Consider the following 19,601-nt stretch of genomic DNA (forward strand, 5'->3'; position numbering starts at 1 on the left):
AGTTAATAGGTTTCTTGAGGACGGGAGTATAACATGAATGTTGATGAAAGAGAGGACGCTCATTGATCACCTTCGACGGTTCGGTTTCTCCGAAACGGAGATCGAGACGTATCTGACTATCCTCGAACACGGATCGGCGAAGGCGAGCACGATAGCGGAGGACGCAGACGTTTCGAACCGGTACGTGTACAACGTGGTCGAACGGTTCGAAGACCGCGGCTTCGTCGAGGCCAACGACCACGTTACACCGTCGACGATCGTCGCCAGACCGCCGTCCGAAGTGGTAGCCGCTCTCCGCGAGGACCTAGAGCGCATCGAATCCGAACTCGAGGACCGATTCAACGCTCCGACAGAACTGCAACAGGACGTTCAGGTCATCAAATCACGCTCGACGGCCTACAACCGAACCGTCGTTCTGATCGACGGCGCTACGGAGGTGCTGACTCTCTCGCTTCCCGCGTCGGTCGTACCGAAGGTGCGCGACGACCTGCTGGCGGCGGTCGACCGCGGCGTTCTGACGCTGGTGCTCGTCACTGGCGTTGACGATTCGGTCGACGAGACTGCGTTCGACGGGATCGGCAACGTCGTTCGCGTCTGGAGCGAGATGGCACCGATGCTGCTTACGGTCGACCAGCAGTCCGCTCTGTTCATGCCGAGCGAACTGATATCGGGAGAACAGACAGATAACGGCGCTATATCCCTCGTACAGGACCAGTTAGTCCCGGTCCTCTCCAGTTCTATTCTCGGAAACTACTGGCAGATCTCGGACGAAACGTGGGTCGCTGAACCGTCGGAACTCCCTCGGACGTACTCGATGTTCTGGCACGCAGTCCTCGATGCGGCGCTCCATCTCCGTGACGGCGGACCTATCGACGCTCGCATCGAAACGAGAGACGGAGAAACCATAGACGGCCGTATCGTCGACGTGCGACAGGGTCTGGCCGAACGGACGACGAGCAGGTTCCCGATAGAGAACACGATAGTGGTCGAAACTCCGTCGGGGCGAGTTACGGTCGGCGGACACAACGCGTTCGTCGAGGAGTATCAGGCGGCGGAAACCGTCCTCTCACAGGGCGACACTCGAAAAAATGGGGCCAGCTAGACTGACGACTCGTTCGTCTCGACCGGCGGTTCGATAGTCACGTTCTCGTTGAAGTTGTCGAACGTCATAACCATCTCCTGGTGCATCGTGCGGCCGTCCATAGTCATATCGACGGTCATCTCAGTCTTGACGATACGCATGCTGTCTGTCGCGACGTACTGGGTCGCGGAGATGTTGTCGTACTGGATCCCGGACCGGCTCATCTGCTGTTGCATCTGGCTATCCATCTCCTGCATCGTCGCGTTCATCAGTGCCTCGCCGTCGATGTCGAGGACGATGACGTACACTTCCTGCCCGTCTATCGTCGTCGTCTTCTCGTCTCCGAAACTCACGTCCGATGCGTTCAGAAGTTGCCGCTGCTGACGCACCTGCGAGCTCTGGTTCCACATAGTATCGGCGTCCATCGGGCCCGCCATCTCCGAGAGATTCCTCGTCTCCCACGACTGGCCCTCGGTGGATATGTACATGGTGTCACCGATGAGATACGAGGAACTGTTCAGTGTGATGTTCTGACCCTGTGCACTCGTCATCACTACCGACTGGTTCTGTCGGAGTCGTTGTTGCTCGATGTCGGCACTACCGTTGCTCTGTGATGCCATCGTGATGTTATCGGCCTCCATCGTCATCTCCATCGAGAAGGTGTAGGTGTCGACGCCGGCCATCGCCTCGGCGGCGGCCTGCTGGACGGCCGTCGCGTTGTCATACTCTTCGGCTGGGGTCGTGGTGTCCGCGACGCTGTCGCTAGCACCCTGTCCGATGCATCCCGCACCGGTGACGAGGAGGACCAAAAGGGCGACGAGCGCTACTCGTTTTCTAAGTTCCATTCCCTCTGATTATTCTCGGCCAGAACGCTTAAAATTTCCTCACTCGGGCGTTTGAAGCCACTCCACGGTCCCTGGAACCGTCCTGTTTCTCAGGAATCTCTCAGTACGTACTGTCCACTCGACACGACTGAAAGTCCAAACAAGAGCCACGTTCGCGTCGTTTCTCGTTCTCACCCATACCAATTACCGTCGGGTGCGACTGTCACAGCGAAACGACCGGGCTCGTCAGACCCCTCTGGTTTCTGTGCGAAACCCTCAAACGTCAGTCACCACAACATATTTGTCCCTCGACAAACGGACTAACACCGTGCAAACGGACGACGGGTCGGCGACGGCCAGGGTGAGTGCGGTTCTCGTCATCGTGGTCGTCGTGTTGCTGTGTGTGACTCCGGCCGCGGCAGCGGCCGCTCCGGGCGAAGGAGGTGGCGGTCCGCCGGAGGAAAACGGCGGTGGTCCACCAGACGAAAACGGCGGCGGTCCGCCGAACGACAATGGCGGCGGTCCGCCGAATGAGACTCCTGCGAACGGCACGGCAAACGCTACTGGAAACCCGGCAGAGAACGCTTCGCCGGACGCGAACGGTTCTGCCGGCCCGGCCGACGATTCTAGTTCACCGCGAGACACTGGTTCCGCGGGCAACCAAACCGGGGGCAGTTCGGAATCGACCGGGAACGACACCGCTCCGGAAGCCAGTAACGGGACACCGGGCCACTCGACCGCCGCCGGTACAGACGAGAACTCCACTGGCGAAACTAACGGGTCCAACGCTCGCAGCGGAGAATCCGGAAGCTCTCCCGGTTCGTCCGGGGATGCGCCGGAGCAACAGGGACAGTCCGGAACGAACGAGCCAGCACCCGGACAGAGCGGCGAATCGACGACCAATTCGTCTCCGCCGGGACAGAGCGGAGAAAACAAGGAAGAAGACACATCTTCGCCGGGTCAGAGCGGGGAGACATCCGCCGGCGAGACGTCACCGCCCGGCCACGCTGGTGATTCTCCGGCCAGTAACGGTACACCGCCGGGACAGAGCGGAGAAAACACGTCTTCACCGGGACAGAGTGGGGAGACACCTGCCGACGATACGACTCCGCAGGGACAGAGCGGGGAAACTCCGACCGGTAATACGTCGCCGCCCGGCCACGCTGGCGAGACTCCAGCCAGTAACGGTACACCGCCGGGACAGAGCGGAGAGACTCCCGCCGGCGATACGTCACCGCCCGGTCAGACTGACGACGCTCCGCCGGATCACGCTAACTCGACGCCGCCGGACGATACCCCGACGCCGAACGACAACTCGACGCCGGACAACAATGCGCCGTCCGACGACAACGCCACTCAGGACGACGATGTGCCGCAGAACAGCACGCCGTCGGAAGACGATACACCGTCAGACGACGACCCGCCTTCGGACGACGCCCCGACACCCCCGAACCCGAAGAACGAAACGGACGACGCCGTGCCTGACGAGTCAGGACATACTGAGAACGAAACGGGTTCGTCCGACGCGAACGACACCGTCGACGAGATACCCGGAGGAGTCGCGGTGTCGGACGACGTTGCTTCTGACGGCGAATCGACAGACGATACGACGGACGCGGACTCCGCGGAGACCGAAACTGACGACGAGAACTCCACGAACGGATCCTCGTCGGCGAACTCCGACACCCCGAAGCCGTCCTCGCCCTCGGACGAGCCCGCTCCGGCCGGCTACGGGGCCGGTGTGATCGCTGTCGGGGCGGCGGTTCGACACGGTAACAGTGCGGTGGTCCATCTCTCGACGACGTCGACGGCCACGACGACGCTCGCGCCGGAGCAACACTGGGCCGTCCGCGGCATGGCGGGCCTGTACAGCAAGTACGACGATTCGGACCCGCTGGACCACGACGCTCGCGGCCGCCTTCACGAGACTATCGTCGAAGCGCCGGGGACGCACCTCTCGGCGCTGTGTGAGCGCACCGACGTATCGCTGTCGACGGCGCGGTATCACCTCCGCGTGCTGGAGGGCGAGGGGCTGGTGTCGAGCGTCAAAAACCGGGGCAAGCGTCGCTACTTCCCGGCTGACTCGACCGAGCGGGAACTCGCCGCCGCGATGGCCGACGACGCCGCCGCGTCGGTGTTGGAGACGCTCGCACACACCGGTCCCGCGACGGTGTCGACGCTCGCGGAGGAACTCGACCGGGACCCGAGTACGGTCACCCATCACCTCAAGCGCCTCGACGAGGACGGACTGGTCGCCAGAGAACGGGACGGCCGGGCCGTTGTCAACCGCCTCGCATCCGACGTAGCCCCCGTCATCCAGTCGCCCGCGGCCGACGTTGATTCGCCGCGCCAGCCTGGTAGCGCGGACTGACCGGGTCGCCCCTTTTGTCGCTGCTGGTCGTACTGGACGTCATGTGGGACCGGGTCCGGCGTGTGCTGGCGGTCGTCGTCGCCGTCGTCAGAGTCGTTCGCCGGAAGAACATCACGTTCATGGCCGGGAGCATCGCGTACAACGCGTTCGTCTCGTTGCTGCCGCTCCTTCTCATTCTGTTTCTCGTCGTCGCGGCCGTCGGTAACGACCCGCTGGCACTCTACGTCGTCGAACTGACCGAGCGGTATCTGACGCCGAACGCGCAACTGTTACTGGCGAGCGCGCTGACCGACAGGACCGGGCAGGCGGGCCTCTCTGCTATCAGCGTCGTGACACTGTTGTGGGGGACGCTGAAGATATTTCGAGGACTCGATACGGCGTTCGCCGAACTGTACGCGTCGGAGGCGGAGTCGACGCTGCTCGACCAGTTGCGGGACGGCTTCGTCGTGCTGTTCGCGGTGCTTTTCGCCATCCTCGCCGCGGGTGTCGCGGGCGCGGCGTTCGCGCTGTTCCCGGCGGTTCCGTACGTCGGGTTTCTGAGTCCGCTAGTCCTCGTTGTCGGACTCTCGCTCGCTTTCCTCCCCATGTACTACGTCTTTCCTGACGCCGACGTGACCGTGCGAGAGGTGCTTCCGGGAACCGTCGTCGCATCCGTCGGATGGGCGCTGTTAGAGGCGCTCTTCCAGGTGTACGCCGCCGCGGCGAGTACGTACGAGGTGTACGGTACGATCGGTGCCGTCCTCCTCCTGTTGACGTGGCTGTACTTCGGCGGCCTCGTACTGATGATCGGGGCCGCCGTCAACGTCGTTCTCGCCGGCCGCGTCGACGAGACTGTCGACACCGAGGACATCGCGAACGCCGACGTCCGAGATATCGTCCCGTAACGTATCGAATCCATTACCATACTCGGCGATACCGACAAACCTACAAGTCGTACTACCAGTTCGCCGACTAATGAGTGCGATACTGGCACAGTGGGTGGTCCCCCTCGCCGCCATCGTCGCGACGTCTATCACGGTGTACAAGTTCTGGATACAGCGGCCGTCGCTGATCGTCGACGCCGAGGTGACCGGTGCGGTTCGAACCACCGACGGCGTCGCTCTCGACCTGGAACTGTACGTCGCCAACGTCGGCCGCGATTTCGCGGAGGACGGGTACGTCTCCGTCACTGCCGGCGACTGGGTGCTCGACGCGGCGCCGGTCGACGGGCTCTCGACGACGACCTGCGACGACGAGACGACCGCCCGGGACGGCGAGTGGAAGGCGTTCCTCGACGATATCGTGTACCGGGACACAGGATTCAAACTGTACGAGGGGAGCGCGACGCTTCCGGACGACGGCCGGTACCGTCTCTCCTACACGACTGCCTGTCAGTCCCAGCGCCCCCGAACCGGCACGCTGGACGTGGTCGTCGAGGGGGGTTCGGCGACCGTTCGGGACTGACGGTCACGGAGCGTCTCACTCCGCGTTCACGTCTACCCATCCACCCTCACGAGCGGACTCGTAGGCCGCCTCCGTCACGGCCGTCACGCGCAGGGCGTCGCGGGCGGTCGCCGGTGGGTCGTCGCCGGTCCGTACGGCCTCGACGAACGCCGCGGCGCGAGTCGTCAGGCTCTCGCGGTCGATGTACGGTTTGTGTTCCGTGTTCTCGGCGTCGACAGTACGCAACTGGCGCGTCTCCCACTGCCGACCGTCCAAGTACACTGCGCCCTCGTCGTCCCAGACGTGAACGTGTTCGCGTGTGCAGGGGGCGTCGCCGTTGACCGACACTGTCGCGGTCGCACCCTCCTCGAACGCTATCTCCAGCGTCGCGCGAGTGTCGACCCGCCGGTCGTCGTCAGCGAACGTCATGTCCGCTCGAACCCTCGACGGGGTCAGGTCGGTAATCCACAGTAACCCATCTAGCAGATGGCTCCCCGTGTCGTAGAGGTAGCCGCCGCCGGAGAGGTCGGGGTTCATCCGCCACGTGTCATCGAACCGTTCGGCCCAGTCCTGCGTGATCTCGGCGGTCATCCATCGTGGTTCCAGTTCGCCGGCCCAGCGCCGTCGAGCGGTCCGGAACGCAGTGTTGAGGTGGCGCTGGTAGCCGACCATCAGCGTCCGGTCCGACCCGTCCATGCGGTCGGCCAGTTCCCGGGCGTCTGACAGCGACGTGGTCAGCGGCTTATCGCAGTAGACGTGAAGGTTTCGCTCTAGCGCACGGACGACCTGCTCGTAGTGCAGGGTGTGTGGCGTTCCGACGAGGACGGCGTCTAACGCCTCGTTCTCTAGCATCCGCTCGTATTCGGCGTAGCGCGCGTCTGTCGGTACGTCGAACTCGTCGCCGATCTCCGACAGCGTCTCCTCGGCGATATCAGCGACCGCCGCGACAGTCGCTCCGTCGTGGCGGTGGAACTGTCCACCGACTGTCCGTCCGATGTATCCGAGCCCGACAATGCCGACCCGAAGCGTCCGTTCGTCCATCTCACTCGGTGTGCTGGGGTTCGCCGGTCTTTTCTTCCTTTGCGATCGTCCGCCCCGCGATCCAGGTGAGGAGTGCCAGCAGAAGGAAGTGCCACGCGATCAGCGCCAGTGCGAGCGTGGTGAACAGCGGCTCCCACCCCCACGGGTCGAACGCGATAAAGAGGACGAAGAAAAACGCCAGTATCCCCAGTGGAATGAAGTTCACCGTCAGGTCCAGCATCGTTTCGCGGTCGATGTAGCGCTCCGTCACACTCCTCTAATCTACGAGAGCGAAAAAAGGCTTAGTTCACAATTCACTGCCGGATACTTGCGTATTCTGCCTGATATGAGCGGTCACTCTCTGTCGGACGACTGCGTGGTTACCGTCCCGGTGTAGCCACTCTCGTACGTCGTACGAGAGCAAAATGTGTGAGGGGTGGGGGGGGGGGTGGGGAACGAGGGTCTGGAATGTACCCTCTACCCGATCTATTGGGTGGGTGGTATATATGTTATTTGGCCAATGGTTTGCGAACGAGTAACGCGGTCCAGTCCGAAGAAATGGGCGGTTTTTGTCGGTTTGTCTCGGTCTCAGCCGTCCAGCAGACATAGCGCTGGAGTGATACAAATGGAGTATCCGCGACTGCTCGGTTTCGCGAAAACTGCTCGGTGGGAAGCAATCGCCGTTCTCCGCACGCTACCGGACGCGCCGATACTCGCCGTGCGGTTCTTGACGCTTCGTATCGCAGACGTACGTATGGACGGCGATAGCCGAGGATCAGCGGCGGCCGCGTTCCGTCGGTTACGGCCCCGTCCGCGAACGGTCGACTGGTCGCTTTTCCTCGTGGTCGCGGTCGAAGTAGTCACTGGACTGGTCTCGTTTACCGTCGCCAGTACTAACTGGTGGCCGCTGTTCTGGCTCCACCGGGTCGTCGGGCTATCGCTGATCGTTCTCCTGGCATTCAAGTTCTCCCGAGTCGCGTACCGACTGACCGACAGCGACGAGTGGCGTCCATCGACGGCGCTATCGCTGTTGACCGCCGCCGCGGCGCTGGGCGCGATAACGACCGGCGTCGTCTGGGTGTTCGGCCTCGACGTGCGCCTCTCGTACTGGACGCTGCTGTCCGTCCACGTCGGGTTCGGACTGGCGCTCGTACCGCTCGTTCTCCTGCACGTCCGGACGCGGTTTCGACCGCCACGCCGGGCCGACTTCGAGGGCCGACGCACCGCGCTCCAGTACTCGGCGATGCTCGTCGGCGGTGCGGTCGTCTACCGCGGCCAGCAAGCGATCAACCGCGCGCTGAAGACGCCGGGTTCGGACCGCCGGTTCACGGGGTCCCAACCCCGCGACGGCGACGGGAACGAGGGGTTCCCCGTCACCTCGTGGGTCGCCGACGACCCCGCCCCGGTCGACAGGAACGCCTGGTCGCTGTCGGTCCGCGGCGAAGTCGAGGAAGCGGCCGATCTGTCGTACGCCGACCTCACGCCCGACGCCGAGCGCGAGGCGCTGCTGGACTGCACAAGCGGGTGGTACACCGTGCAGGACTGGCGGGGGATCCGAGTCGGCGATCTGCTGGGCGACGCCGGTCCGACTGACGACGCCGAATACGTCCGCTTCGTCTCGGTGACGGGGTATCGGTGGAGTCTCCCGCTCGCGGAGGCGCGGGATGCTCTGCTGGCGACACACGTCGGCGGTGAGCGTCTGAGCCACGGCCACGGCGGGCCACTGCGTCTCGTCGCGCCAGGTCACCGGGGGTTCCAGTGGGTGAAGTGGGTCGAGCGGGTCGAGGTCCGCCAGTCGGGCGACCCGGCGCAATGGATCGTGACGCTGATCAGCGGGCTCGACTGAACTCACAGACTGAGTATCTCGGGGACGGCGCTCTCTGGCCTACGCTGCAGCCAGTGACCGGCCGGGTCCCGTTACTTGGTCCGGCACGTCCGCGGGCTGCTCAAGCTCAGCGCGTTCGCGGACCGTTTAAGTTCGACGTGTTCGTGGACCGTTTAAGATCGGCGTGTTCGGGCCGTTCGAGACCCCGATCAACCCGGTCCGGGACCCGCCCCCGATAATATAAAAAATAGTACAAAACCGAATTTCCGGAAAACACCATTACACTGACCGTACAACGTTCAGTCGATGGCAGAGTCACGGCGGCTCATCTGGAAGTACTACGCCTATCGCGCCAGCAGCGCCGCCGGATTCTACCTCCCCGTTAGCATCCTCTACCTGAAGGACCAGGGGTACAGCCTGGCGTTCATCGGTCTCGCGCAGGCGGTGTTTTCGTTCGCGCTTCTGGCTGCGGAGATCCCCTCGGGCTACCTCGGCGACCGTATCGGTCGGCGGGGGAGCCTCGCGCTCGGGAACGCCCTCCGGGCGACCGCGATGGTCGCGTACGTCTTCGCGGGGTCGGCGCTCGGCATTCTCGTCGTGAAAGCGGTCTGGGCGATGGGATGGGCGTTCCGTTCGGGCACTCAGAGCGCGTGGCTCTACGAAATGCTCTCCTCGCGCTTCGACGAGTCCGAGTACGCCCGAATCGACGGCCGCGGTAGCACTGTCCTCCTGACCACCTCCGGCGTCGGTGCCGTCGTCGGTGGACTGCTCTACACCGTCGGAACCGGCCTCCCGTTTCTCGTGAACGCGGGGCTGGCGACCGCCGGCATCGTCGTCCTGGCCACGTTCCCCTGCGTCGAGTGCGAGAACGACGCCGACGACGTGTTCACCGTCCGCGAGGCGACGCAGATGCTCCGCGTCCAAGTCGGCCGCTCCGAGGTCCGGTGGTTCGTTGCCTACGCCGCGCTGTTCGCCGGCCTCTTCGGCGTGACCCGCACGTTCGAGCAACCGGCGCTCGACGCCGCCGGCGTCCCCGTGGTCGGTATCGGACTCCTGTACGCCGGGTTCAAGGCCGTCTCGGCGGTTGCGGCCTCCGCGACCGGATGGCTGGACGATACCCTCGGGATCCGCTCGACGTTCGCGCTGCTCGTTCCAGCGTTCGCCGTTACCTACGCCAGTGTCGCTCTCACGCCGCTCATGCTGGTTCCGACGCTGGTGCTGTACCGCGCAACCCAGACCGTTCTCCGTCCGCTACAGAATCAGTACCTCAACGACCGCCTGGGCGACCTCGGTCGGGCGACGGTGCTTTCTGGCGTGTCGATGGCGCTGTCGCTAGCCAGCGGAGTTGCGAAGCTTCTCGGGGGAGCAGTTGCCGGGTCGGTCGGTGCGGTCGGCGTCCTCCCCTGGGCCGGCCTGACCGTCGCGAGTCTCGCCGGCCTGCTCTGGTTGGCGACCTCACCGGTTCGGGACGGCGGGACCAAGGCGGGTGCGACGGCCACCGCCCCCGCGGACTCCGACTGAGATCTTCGGCCGCTACCGACTGCGGTCGCGTACCGTTCGGCGGTACTGTCAGCTGTAATTCCTTGCAGAGTATCGGACTCTCGGGGGCCTGAGTATCGTTCCGAAGGTACAGCAGAAAGTATTAGAACGCGTGAGACCGTTCGCACTCGCGTCCGTCAGTATGACGGTAGTTCAGTTGGACTCCGGATATCAGTCCAACCACTCGTGCGAGAGCAGGCCGTACTGATAGGCGTCGACCCACTCCCCGTCGTAGAAATTGTCTTCACGGAAGTGGCCTTCGCGTTCGAACCCGATCGATTCGAGCGTCTGGATCGAGGCGTCGTTCGTGACGAGTACTCGGGCCGTCACCTTGTGGAAGCCACACTCGCGAAACACGTAGTCGAGGACCAGTTCGACGGCCTCGGAGACGTACCCCTCGCGGCGGTGTTCGGAGGCTATCCAGTACATCAGGCTCCCCGAATCCCCGTCACTCACCCACGGGAACGCGACGACGCCGACGGGTTCGGGTTCCTCCTTGTCCCCGTCAGCGCAGACGAGAAAGTGATACTCCGTGTCGTCCTCGAACATCTCTTCGACGTCGCTGCGACTGCGAATCGTCGTGTCTGTCAGCGGGACGCGCGTACTCGGCTCGTTCCGTCCGCGCTGGATGAACTCGTAGTCCTCTTCTTCGACCGGATGGAGAGAGACAGTATCCCCCATCGCGAACGCTGGTCCTGGCATATCCTGTGGTTAGGCTGTATCCGAATTATATGTTCGCTGAAATCTATTTCCGTAGTCGAACTGTCATACGGGAGCACGGCGGGGCGCTACGCCGAGTAATCGGGTCCGCTTCTCGGATCGGCGCTTCGTGAATCGGTTCGGTTAAGGTATATGCGACACAAGCGGGAGGCGTGGGCGGATAGCCTAGCTCGGACAAGGCATTGGCTTCCGGAGCCAAAGATCGCGGGTTCGAATCCCGTTCCGCCCGCTCACTGTTTGTACTACCGACCTGATCGGTTCTGCTCCGTCGCGGACCGTCCCGGCGTGATTCTTCGACGACGTACGTCTGTCGCTCTCGGGGTCACCTCCCCGTCTGTTGCAGTAAGTCCGTCTCCGTAGGATGACGTAGTGAGGTCTATCGTTCATCTGTCGCCGGGTTCCGGACGCTAATCTTCCGCGCTCGCAGCGGGAGCCGACACCGTCTCGTCCTCGTCGACGACGCGCTCTTTCCACGTGCCGCGCGTGAACCACAGCCCGGCGGCGAGCGCGCCGACGATGTTGCCGAGCGCCATGCCGACCCAGACGCCTGTCGCGCCCCATCCGGCGACGAACGCGAGATAGTACACCGTGGGGACGCGTCCGATCCAGAGTGCGACCATCGAGAACGCGAGCGCGGTCTTGGTGTTGCCAGCCCCGCGGTACGCGCCGAGTAACACCTGTGTCACGGCGATAAAGGCGAATTCGATGCTGCGGATCCGGAGGTATTCGCTGCCGAGACGGACCGTCTCCGCCGCGCTGTCGGTGTCGGCTCCGATGAAGACGCTGACGATGGGTTCCGGGACGGCGGCGGCGATGACGCCGGCGACCAACAGCACGCCGGCACCGGTTTTCACGGCCAGCCACACCGCCCGCTCGGCGCGGTCTTCCTTCTGTGCGCCGAGGTTCTGGCCGACCATCGTGTTCGTCGCTCGGCCGAGTCCCATCGCGGGGAGAAACACCAGCGAGACGAGGCGGTTGCCGAGGCCGTAGGCGGCGACGACGGGCGGCTCGAACGTGACGACCATCGCCGTCAGCGTGATCATCGCGAGCGCGCTCGTCGACTGTTCGAGCGCGCTCGGCGTGCCGATGCGAACGATCTCCCAGACGATGGAGAGGTCGGGGAGCAGGTCCCCGACGGCGACGTCCGGCCCGGCCGACGTGAAAAAGAGAACGTACAGTCCCAGGACCGACCCGACGCCGCGTGAGAAGATGGTCGCGACCGCTGCGCCGACGATGCCGAGTTGGGGCGCTGGACCCCAACCGAAGATGAGCACGGGGTCGATGACGACGTTCACTGCGACGGAGACGAGCATCACGCGCATCGGCGTCTTGGTGTCGCCGTAGCCGCGTAACAGCGCCGAGAAGACGAAAAAGACGAACAGGAAGGGTAGACCGAGGAAGAACACTTCCATGTAGTCGGCTGCGAGCGGGACGATCCGGGCGGTCGTGTCGGTCTGGCTGGGTAGCAGTGCGAGTAGGTCCCGCGTCGACAGATAGCCCAGCGCGCTCAGACCGATAGCGAGGAGCGTCACGAACGAGAGCGTCTGGCCCGCGACGGTGCCGGCGGACCGTTCGCTGTCGGCACCGGTGTACTGGGCGACGAGGATGCTGCCGGCGGTCGTGAACCCGCCCGCGACCGAGATGAGGAGAAAGATGAGCGGGAACGCGAGGCTCATCGCTCCGACCGCGTCGGCCGACAACTGTCCCAGCCAGAACGTGTCGGTGACGTTGTAGGCGACTTGCAGGAGCTGGATCACTACGATCGGCCAGGCCAACCGGAACAGCGGCCGAACGAGTCCGCCCTCGGTAATCGATCCGTCGTGTTCGTCGACGCTCACTGTATTTCGAAACGAAACCCCCGTAGTTGAACCCTTTGATCCGGCGGACGATACCGATCAGAGAAGACCGGTCGGTATCTCTACTTGAGGCGTCGGCAGTCGACAGACTGGTTCATCTCCCGTGACCGAACCTGAATGCCGACCGATTCCGGCGAGTCCGTGACGGTTGCTGCGACTCGAATATCGCCCGCTCAATCAACTGCTTCGGGTGTCGATACCGTCGACTCGTCCCCGACGACCGTCCGGTCCGGTAACTCGGGATTCGGTTCCCGACCCAGGGTGAGAAGACGCTCGGTCAGGGTGAGTTCCTCCGCGCTCGGGTTGGATTTCTCGATCGATTCGTACTCGACCGCTACGCCCTCGGACTCGGCGGCGATGCGGACGGCGCACAGCTGATAGGACGGGAAGAAAACCGGCGGCAGGACCCCGATAATCCCGTCGCGGCGGTGGAGGCGCTTGAGCCACGTCCCGCTGTTGACGAGCAGACCGCCGTCTGTCTCCCGCGTCGTCGGGCGGTGAGTGTGGCCGTAACAGAATATCGCAGTGTCCGGGCGCTCGGCGAAGACGTCGCGGGCGGCCTCGACGTAGGGCGCCTCGGCGTCGACTGTCAACGCCGTCTCGAAAACGCCGAACCGCTGGATCGTTTTGCGAACGTCTCGACGGATGAAATACAGCGGGATCCCGACGAGTACGAGCAGTCCGGCGATAGCCACGTTGACCGATAGCAGGAACCAGACGGCCGTCCCTGCAGTGCCGAACTGGCCGAGAAACGAAACGGTTCGGTCGACCGGCATCGACCAGACGCCGGCCAGGTCCAGTCCCGCCAGCACCGAGAGGAGCGCGCTGATGTTGAACAGGAGGAGAAACGGCACCAGAGCGTACCGGAGGAGAGGGTTCATCTCGCGGTAGAAGTACTTCGAGATCAACCAGACCGGCATTCGCTCGGTAGGGGTGACGGCCTGTACGTCCTTCAGCCAGTTGTACCGTCCCCGGTGGGAGAGCTTGCCGGCCCGGCTAGTCACGAGCGTGTTGTAGAAGTATCCCAGCGGGGACGCGTGGGGGTTCCCCCAGTCCTCGATCCGGTTGTTGGGGTCCCGCTGGTGGCCGTGCTCGAAGTGGATCGCTTGCTCGCCGACCTCCCGGGTGATCGACTCGTCCTGAACCAGATTGACGTTGTACTCGGCGAACCGCTCGACGTACTCGTCGTAGGCGGCCAGTTCGTGGTCGTGGTTGCCCGGCAGGAGCGTGATCGGCACGCTGTCGCCAGTTGCTCGGAACTGATCGAACAGCTTCGGGTACGTCTCCTCCAGACGGTCGAACTTCGCCAGCCCCTCTATCGCGGTGAACTCCCAGAGCCCGAACGCGTCGCCGTTTATGATCAACTCCGCGTTCTCCTCGGCCGTTTCCAACCGTTCGAGAAACCCGAGTAACTCGTCGAGAAACTCGGCGTCTTCCAGTTGCTCGTCCCCGCCGATGTGCAGATCGCTGATGACGTAGTAAACCGGCTCATCGGCCGTCGCTTCGGAGCTTTGACTCATTATTAGTAGCCGTCTCCCGGCCGGTGGACGGTCGATTCGGCGGCCGGGACTCGCTTACGTAGGTATGAGGTAACAGTCGTATATATTGCCCGCTTGACGCCGCTTCGCGGCTGGGGATTTCGAAAACGGAACTTCGACACCACCGAGCAAGCGAACCGGCGCGTCTGACCGCGCTACGGCGTTTCGTTGGTTTCCAGCGAGAACTCGCCGCGGGGGTAGGCGACGCAGGTCAGCGTGTACCCATCGCCGAGTTCGTTCTCGTCTAACATCTCCTGGTCGTCGTGTTCGACGAACTCGGTGGCGTCGCCGTCGGGGATGCGTCCGCCGCAGGAGACGCACTGTCCCTGGCGGCAGGCGTACGGCAGGTCCCAGCCCTCGTCTTCGCCGGCCTCCAGCAGCGTCTCGTTGTTGGCGACCTCGATAGTCTCGCCCTCCTTGACGTACTCGATCTCGTAGTGTTCGATCTCGTCTTCGGGGATGTCGCCGGGACCGGAGGTTTCCTCGGCACCGCCCTCCTCACCCTCTGCCAGTTCGCCGCCGGACTCGCCCGCCGCGACCGCACCGGCACCGCCGCCACCGCCGATAGCGCGGTTCATCGGTTCCGGGAAATCAGTCTCGGGCACCGATTCGGCCCGCCGCTCCAGGAGTTCCTGCGAGATGTCCTCGTTCGCGGTCCACTCGGTTCCTCGGGAGAAGTGCAAGATCACTGCCGTCACCGTCAGCAGCAACCCGAGACCGAGCCCAATTTCGTTCACCATATGCGTCGAAGTTGGAAATCCTGGTTTAACTCTGTTGTGATTATTTGCGCCGTGTAGCGGTCGTCCGGTTGGGCGTGATCTCCGACTCGTCTCGTTCCCGCGAACCTCGTGACGGCCGAAGCCTGCCCCTGCGGTATAGCTTCCCCGTCTCACTCGTCGCGAACTACCTCGTGACGGCCGAAGCCCACCCCTGCGGTATGGCTTCCCCGTTTCACTCGTCGCGAACTACCTCGTGACGGCCGAAGCCATACCGCAACCGATTCGCTAATCGACGCGAAAACCGCTCGTCTCGACTGGCGAACCGCTCGGAGAGCGCCTGATAGATGAGCGGCAGCGCCACCTCCTGTTCCAGCGCCTCCTGTACGGTCCACGTGCCGGTGGACCCGCCCTCGACGTGGTCCGCGACGGTACCGAGGTCGTTGCCCTCCTCGCGGAACGCTTCCTCGCAGAGTTCCAGTAGCCACGAGCGGATGACCGCCCCGTTGTTCCACGTGTTCGCGACGCTTTCGAGGTCAAGGTCGTAGCGGCCGTTCGCGAGCAGTTCGAACCCTTCGCCGTAGGTCTGCATCAGGGCGTACTCGACGCCGTTGTGGACCATCTTCACGTAGTGGCCGCTCCCGGCCGGGCCCATTCGGTCGTGGCCGTCGGGTCCCGTGGCGACGGCGTCGAAGACGGGCGTCAGTTCGTCGTAGGCCCACTCGGGGCCGCCGACCATCAGCGAGAAGCCGAGTTCCGCGCCCGCCGGACCGCCGCTGGTGCCGCAGTCGAGATACGCGGCCGCGGTGGACTCGGCGCGGCGGACGGAGTCCTCGAAGTGGGAGTTGCCGCCGTCGACGACCACGTCATCGCCGTCGAGGTGTGATTCGAGGTCGTCGAGGGCGGCGTCGACCGCCTCGCCGGCGGGCACCATTAGCCAGATCCGCTTGTCCTCGCCCAGTCGCTCGGCGAGGTCGGAGACGGAGTCGGCGGGCGTCGCGCCCGCGTCCGCCGCCGAGGCAACGGCTTCTTCGTCCAAGTCGAAGGCGATAACGTCGTGACCCGCGTCCAACGTCCGCTCGACGACGATCTGTCCCATGCGTCCGAGTCCGATGACGCCCAGTTGCATGGTGGGGGCTGTCGGGCGGGCGCAGGTAGTGGTTGCGGTTCGTCAGAGCGATACGTGCGGTTCGTCAGCGGCGCACCTACGCGGTCCGCGGCGGCGCGTCCGTCAGTAGGACAGACTGTCAACGCGTTCGTATCCGACGGCAGTGACGACGACCGTCGCGCCGCCGTACTTGACGTAGACGCCGCTCTCGTGTGGCTCGTCTCCCGACGAGACGTAGTACGGCAGGTCATGCTGGAGAACGTCGACGAGTTCGAGCGTGTCACGGCCGGAGAGGTCGACTGCCTCCCACTCGTCGCGGACGTCGCGGTCGACCGCGCGGCGGATAGCCGCCCCGACACCCGGTACGCCGTCGAGTATCCCGTCACCGTCGTAAAGAACCGTCGCTCGCGCCGGCACGTCCTCGACGACTCGCGCTGCGACGCTCGTGACGGCGTCTGCGTCGCCACTGGTACGCCGCCGGACGAGTCCGTACGCGGCCGTGGTTACGATGATTCCCAGCGAGAAGAGCAGATCACGCAGGTCCCGATTCATACCGGACGGTTGGAACTATCATATATTAATCTTTTGCGTGGCCGAACGTCCGGGGGAACTGTCTGACGCACGGCGGTCAGTATCCGCCGACTAGTTTCACGAATACTAGCTGCGTCTCCCCGGTTCCACGGGACGAGGGGCTTCGAGATGTCGAACGAAACTGGCGAATTAGAGAAGCGCGCCCGACGTGATGAGGCCGGCGTCGACGAGCAGGAGGACGCCGACGACCGCAGCGGCGCGAAACAGGCCGATGTTCTCTCTGGCCGGCGCTCTGACCTTCTTCATCTTCAGGTCCGCCGTCAGTTTCGAACTCCCGACTTCGATGAGACCGGCGAGCACCAGCCACAGCGCGAGCATAGCGAGGACGAGATTCCCGTTCGTCGTCTCGAGCAGGCTCTTTCCGGGGTATCCCTGGGCGGCCATGTGGCCGCCGGTGACGAACAGGAGGACGGCGCTGACCCGCGAGATGGTCTTCAGACTGCCTACGAGACGTTCGAGCGGGTCCGCGTTGAAGTGACCGTCGCGCGCTGCCGGCAGGACTGCGAGCGTCACGAACAGAACGCTACCGACCCACAGTGCCGCAAACAGGAGATGCGTCGTCCGTATCGCCGCGTCGACCAGTGACATTACTGTACTGTTCGGGCCGAAGGGTTTCAGTTTTTCCAAGGAGCCGAGATGTCAGCCAGGAGACGGTGACCCCGTCACCGGCGGGTCCGCCCCGGTTCGTTGCCCGTATCGGGCCGTTTATGACGAGCGCGATAACATTTACTCGCATGAACGCGATATTTACCCTGCTTCCCTGCTCACGTCCCCCCCTCTTCCGTCGGACTGCGTTCGGAGGTGACGCCGCAGTACGGCGTGTGGTGCGCCCGTGAAACGACTGCCAACTCCGCGACGGAGCGCGCTCGTCGCCCGCGTCGAGGTCAGGCGGACGCTCCGCTCGTTCGTCGAGAACCGGACCCGTCTGGCGCTGACCGCTCTCTCGGGCGTCTTCGTCCTTGCCGTCGTGGCCGCCGGGTCGTACGGCGTCTATCTCGCCGGTCAGGCGCTTCGTTCGGGTAGCGACCTCGGCGGGTTCGACGTGACCTCTACGCTGCGCGGTGTTGTCGGTCTCGCCTGGGTTGGGATCTCGGCGCTCGTCGCCGCCCGCGCCGTCGCAAAGCGCGGCACGGTCCCCAAGGCCGACGGCCTGTTGACGACGATCCCGACGGCGGACGCCGTCGGCGGAATACTCCTCTCCGAACTGATATTCGTCCTGCTGTGGACGCTGCCGCCGCTCGTTCTTCTGACCGGGAGCTTTTCGTACGGTGCCGGGACGCCCGGCCCGTTCATCGTGATGGTCCCGGTGGTCGCCACACTCGGCGCGCTAGGGGTCGCGACGGGGTACCCCGTGGGCCTGCTTGTCCGGCAGGCCGTCACGCGCTACGACGTGCTGGCGAAACACCGGCAGGTCCTCTTCGTGCTCGCGTTTCTCGGCTACCTCGCCCTCGTCTTCGGCGGCGGTATCAACGAGATAGCGGCCGTGTTGCTCGACCCCCTCGCGCGGACGCCGGTCGGGTGGCTCGGCGACCTGCTCCTTGTCGGGATCCCAGGTATCGACGGGTCGCTCGCCCGCGCGGCCGTCGCGCCCGCTGCCGTCCTCGCCGCAGTCGTCCCGGCGCTCGCCGTCACGGTTCGAATCGCCGCCGTCCACTGGTTCTCCGACCCCGCCGGACCGACATCCGAGGACGATAACGACGCTGGCGGGCGGTTTGCCGACGTACTTCCGGCGCTCCCGATAGCACTCCCGTCCTCCGCGTTCTCCCGCCCGACGCGGGCCATGGCGGGCGCGGTCGTCCGTCGAGCGGTGCGCGCACCGATCAAACTGGCGTACGTCATTTACCCGCTGTTCGGCGTGATACCAATCGCTCAGTCAGCGATCGAGCAGGGCCGCGTACCGGAGTCGCTCCCGTACGCCCTTGCGCTGTACGCCGCGTGGGCGTCGGGCGTACTCGTCACGCTGAACCCCTTCGGCGACCAGGGGGCGGTGTTGCCGGGGACGCTGACGACGCCGCTTTCCGGCCGGCAGTTCGTCGCGGGACACGTCGTCGTGGCCGCTGGGCCGATGGTGCCACTGACCGTAATCCTGGCTGTCGGTAGCGGTCTCGCCAGTCCGCTCTCGCTCGCGAGCGTCGCGGAACTGGCCGTCGGTGCCGGTATCCTCGCGGCGCTGATGCCGCTGCTGGCGACCGGTATCGGGGCACTGTTCCCGCGGTACGGCGCAGTCAACGTCGTCGGGAACCGGAAGGCGGTGATGCCGAGTAAGCGGGCGTTTCTGACCTACTCCGTGACGATCGCCGCCGCCGGTCTGGCGGCGGGGCTGACGTTCGAAGCTCCGCTCCGAGAGGCCGTCGCAACTCTCGTGACGGTTCTCGTTCCCCGGATTGCGGTCTCGCCGGGGACCCTGGAAACCGTCGGTATCGTCGCACTCGCCGCGGCGCTCGTCTCGCCGTTCGTTTCAGTCGCGTACGCTGTCCGCCGGTTCGAATCGTATCACCTACACTGACTCTCGTGCGGAGAGGTTGCCCCAGGACACTACCGTCCCGGGACTGACGCGGAGGACCGGACGCGACTCGATAGCCTGATCCACGTACTGGTCGTACTTCTCGCGCAGCGCCCGGACCGCCGGTGCGTGGCCGTCGTCGTTCGGCTGTCGCAGTTCCGCCGTGCCGCGGATCTGTACCCAGCCGAGTTCGTCCCAGTTCTCCGCGTAGTGGTCAACGAGAAGCGTCACCCGCGGGTCGGCCCGGACGTTCCGGACGCGACGCAGTTCCGTCGCCTCGACTGCCTTCGGTTTCTCGTCTAGCGGCGAGACGACCGCTCCGTCGACGAGCGCGTAACAGACCGGGACGGCGTGTGGCGCGCCGTCTCCCGTCACCGTCGCCAGGCGCGCGACCCGCGCTCGTCGGACGAACCGGCGCTCGGATTCGGAGAGAGTCATACTCCGAGATACCGCTCGCTCCCGCTTAACGCTCCGCACGCGACGCCGA

18 protein-coding genes and 1 tRNA gene are annotated in these 19,601 nt (G+C 64.5%); 8 read left to right on the plus strand and 11 right to left on the minus strand.

Annotated elements, in window-relative coordinates; translation table 11 throughout:
• Positions 1-43 precede the first annotated feature (43 nt).
• Positions 44-1,102, plus strand: coding sequence for a TrmB family transcriptional regulator sugar-binding domain-containing protein (locus tag SM753_RS11135; RefSeq protein ID WP_323191650.1), 1,059 nt, complete (start codon positions 44-46; stop codon positions 1,100-1,102).
• On the opposite strand, the gene SM753_RS11140 is transcribed toward SM753_RS11135, so the two are convergent.
• On the minus strand, positions 1,099-1,926 hold the full coding sequence (locus SM753_RS11140; RefSeq protein ID WP_323191651.1) for a hypothetical protein: 828 nt from the start codon (positions 1,924-1,926) through the stop codon (positions 1,099-1,101). The genes SM753_RS11135 and SM753_RS11140 overlap by 4 nt on opposite strands.
• A 307-nt stretch (positions 1,927-2,233) precedes the next feature.
• Here SM753_RS11140 and SM753_RS11145 point away from each other — a divergent pair, with 307 nt between their 5' ends.
• From SM753_RS11145 to SM753_RS11155, 3 genes are all read left to right on the plus strand, one after another.
• Positions 2,234-4,276, plus strand: coding sequence for a helix-turn-helix domain-containing protein (locus SM753_RS11145; RefSeq protein WP_323191652.1), 2,043 nt, complete (start codon positions 2,234-2,236; stop codon positions 4,274-4,276).
• 41 nt (positions 4,277-4,317) lie between these two features.
• A complete protein-coding gene (locus SM753_RS11150) occupies positions 4,318-5,160 on the plus strand; it encodes a YihY/virulence factor BrkB family protein (protein ID WP_323191653.1) in 843 nt (280 codons plus the stop codon).
• A 70-nt stretch (positions 5,161-5,230) separates the two neighbouring features.
• The gene (locus SM753_RS11155) at positions 5,231-5,719 is read left to right on the plus strand and encodes a hypothetical protein (RefSeq protein ID WP_135533781.1); all 489 of its coding nucleotides are present in this window, start codon (positions 5,231-5,233) and stop codon (positions 5,717-5,719) included.
• A gap of 15 nt (positions 5,720-5,734) precedes the next feature.
• On the opposite strand, the gene SM753_RS11160 is transcribed toward SM753_RS11155, so the two are convergent.
• Together SM753_RS11160 and SM753_RS11165 are read right to left on the minus strand one after the other, a co-directional pair.
• Positions 5,735-6,739, minus strand: coding sequence for a Gfo/Idh/MocA family oxidoreductase (locus SM753_RS11160; protein WP_323191654.1), 1,005 nt, complete (start codon positions 6,737-6,739; stop codon positions 5,735-5,737).
• A 1-nt stretch (position 6,740) separates the two neighbouring features.
• Positions 6,741-6,989, minus strand: coding sequence for a DUF6684 family protein (locus SM753_RS11165; RefSeq protein ID WP_318282343.1), 249 nt, complete (start codon positions 6,987-6,989; stop codon positions 6,741-6,743).
• Between the two features lie 483 nt (positions 6,990-7,472).
• Between SM753_RS11165 and SM753_RS11170 the strand changes: the two genes are divergently transcribed.
• Positions 7,473-8,564 (plus strand): molybdopterin-dependent oxidoreductase, encoded by a 1,092-nt coding sequence (locus tag SM753_RS11170; RefSeq protein WP_369335358.1) that lies wholly within the window; start codon positions 7,473-7,475, stop codon positions 8,562-8,564.
• Between the two features lie 285 nt (positions 8,565-8,849).
• Positions 8,850-10,064, plus strand: coding sequence for an MFS transporter (locus tag SM753_RS11175; protein WP_323191656.1), 1,215 nt, complete (start codon positions 8,850-8,852; stop codon positions 10,062-10,064).
• Between the two features lie 189 nt (positions 10,065-10,253).
• On the opposite strand, the gene SM753_RS11180 is transcribed toward SM753_RS11175, so the two are convergent.
• Positions 10,254-10,784, minus strand: coding sequence for a GNAT family protein (locus tag SM753_RS11180; RefSeq protein ID WP_323191657.1), 531 nt, complete (start codon positions 10,782-10,784; stop codon positions 10,254-10,256).
• 172 nt (positions 10,785-10,956) lie between these two features.
• On the opposite strand from SM753_RS11180, the gene SM753_RS11185 reads away from it, so the two are divergent.
• A tRNA-Arg gene (locus tag SM753_RS11185) sits at positions 10,957-11,031 on the plus strand.
• Positions 11,032-11,209: 178 nt separating this feature from the next.
• On the opposite strand, the gene SM753_RS11190 is transcribed toward SM753_RS11185, so the two are convergent.
• The 6 genes from SM753_RS11190 to SM753_RS11215 form a co-directional block, all read right to left on the minus strand.
• Positions 11,210-12,640: an MATE family efflux transporter gene (locus SM753_RS11190; protein WP_323191658.1), complete on the minus strand. Its 1,431-nt coding sequence runs from the start codon at positions 12,638-12,640 to the stop codon at positions 11,210-11,212.
• 191 nt (positions 12,641-12,831) lie between these two features.
• The gene (locus SM753_RS11195; protein ID WP_323191659.1) at positions 12,832-14,178 is read right to left on the minus strand and encodes a metallophosphoesterase; all 1,347 of its coding nucleotides are present in this window, start codon (positions 14,176-14,178) and stop codon (positions 12,832-12,834) included.
• A gap of 173 nt (positions 14,179-14,351) precedes the next feature.
• Complete coding sequence (locus SM753_RS11200; protein ID WP_135533775.1) at positions 14,352-14,936, minus strand: 2Fe-2S iron-sulfur cluster-binding protein; 585 nt, start codon at positions 14,934-14,936, stop codon at positions 14,352-14,354.
• Between the two features lie 211 nt (positions 14,937-15,147).
• Positions 15,148-16,041: a phosphogluconate dehydrogenase (NAD(+)-dependent, decarboxylating) gene (gnd, locus tag SM753_RS11205; protein ID WP_323191660.1), complete on the minus strand. Its 894-nt coding sequence runs from the start codon at positions 16,039-16,041 to the stop codon at positions 15,148-15,150.
• A 102-nt stretch (positions 16,042-16,143) separates the two neighbouring features.
• Positions 16,144-16,572, minus strand: coding sequence for a hypothetical protein (locus SM753_RS11210; protein ID WP_323191661.1), 429 nt, complete (start codon positions 16,570-16,572; stop codon positions 16,144-16,146).
• Between the two features lie 168 nt (positions 16,573-16,740).
• Positions 16,741-17,199 (minus strand): CopD family protein, encoded by a 459-nt coding sequence (locus SM753_RS11215; protein ID WP_323191662.1) that lies wholly within the window; start codon positions 17,197-17,199, stop codon positions 16,741-16,743.
• 244 nt (positions 17,200-17,443) lie between these two features.
• Here SM753_RS11215 and SM753_RS11220 point away from each other — a divergent pair, with 244 nt between their 5' ends.
• Complete coding sequence (locus SM753_RS11220) at positions 17,444-19,117, plus strand: hypothetical protein (RefSeq protein ID WP_323191663.1); 1,674 nt, start codon at positions 17,444-17,446, stop codon at positions 19,115-19,117.
• On the opposite strand, the gene SM753_RS11225 is transcribed toward SM753_RS11220, so the two are convergent.
• Positions 19,109-19,552: a TIGR03668 family PPOX class F420-dependent oxidoreductase gene (locus SM753_RS11225; RefSeq protein ID WP_323191664.1), complete on the minus strand. Its 444-nt coding sequence runs from the start codon at positions 19,550-19,552 to the stop codon at positions 19,109-19,111. The two genes, SM753_RS11220 and SM753_RS11225, sit on opposite strands and share 9 nt — an antisense overlap.
• Between the last annotated feature and the right edge of the window lie 49 nt (positions 19,553-19,601).

Origin of the sequence: Halostella sp. PRR32 (assembly GCF_034808085.1) — an archaeon.
GTDB lineage: Archaea > Halobacteriota > Halobacteria > Halobacteriales > Natronoarchaeaceae > Halostella > Halostella pelagica.